Below are 455 nucleotides of genomic sequence, written 5' to 3' on the forward strand. Positions count from 1 at the left end.
TCTTCTGATAATGATTCTGTATTACCTTCTTTTGGTGAAAGTTCTTTATTTGTTGAGTTAACTATTTCTTCTGCTTGAGCTTCATTATTAACTCCTAAAAATAAAGTCGCTCCCACTAAAATAGAGGCTGTACCTACTGTGAATTTTCTAATTGAATACTTGTTTAACTTATTAGGTAAAAAGTCTAAACGTTTCTTTGATTTTTTCAACAACTTCACTTCCTTTTTCTTTTTTTATAAAGAAACTGTTCATACAACTTCTTCATAATAACACCCTTATTATACTTAAAAATCTCCATATAACCAAATTTTCATTTTTTAATAATTTTTTCTCTGAATAATATATTTAACTATTGCTTTATGTTCATACCACCTCATGATGTTTATGCCTCAGATGTCTATCCTTTAATTATTATTGGCATTTGCCAGTGGTATAGCTTTTGGACTGGTTAACAC

Annotated in this window: 1 protein-coding gene; it reads right to left on the bottom strand. The window is 28.4% G+C overall.

Going from position 1 to position 455, the window contains the following annotated elements; all coding sequences use genetic code 11:
• On the bottom strand, nt 1-209 hold a 209-nt coding region (locus tag HMPREF2937_RS08960; protein ID WP_257245378.1), incomplete at its 3' end, for a YSIRK-type signal peptide-containing protein.
• Nucleotides 210-455: the final 246 nt, after the last annotated feature.

The sequence above is a fragment of the Staphylococcus sp. HMSC061G12 genome (genome assembly GCF_001838465.1).
In the GTDB taxonomy this organism is placed as follows: Bacteria; Bacillota; Bacilli; order Staphylococcales; family Staphylococcaceae; genus Staphylococcus; species Staphylococcus simulans.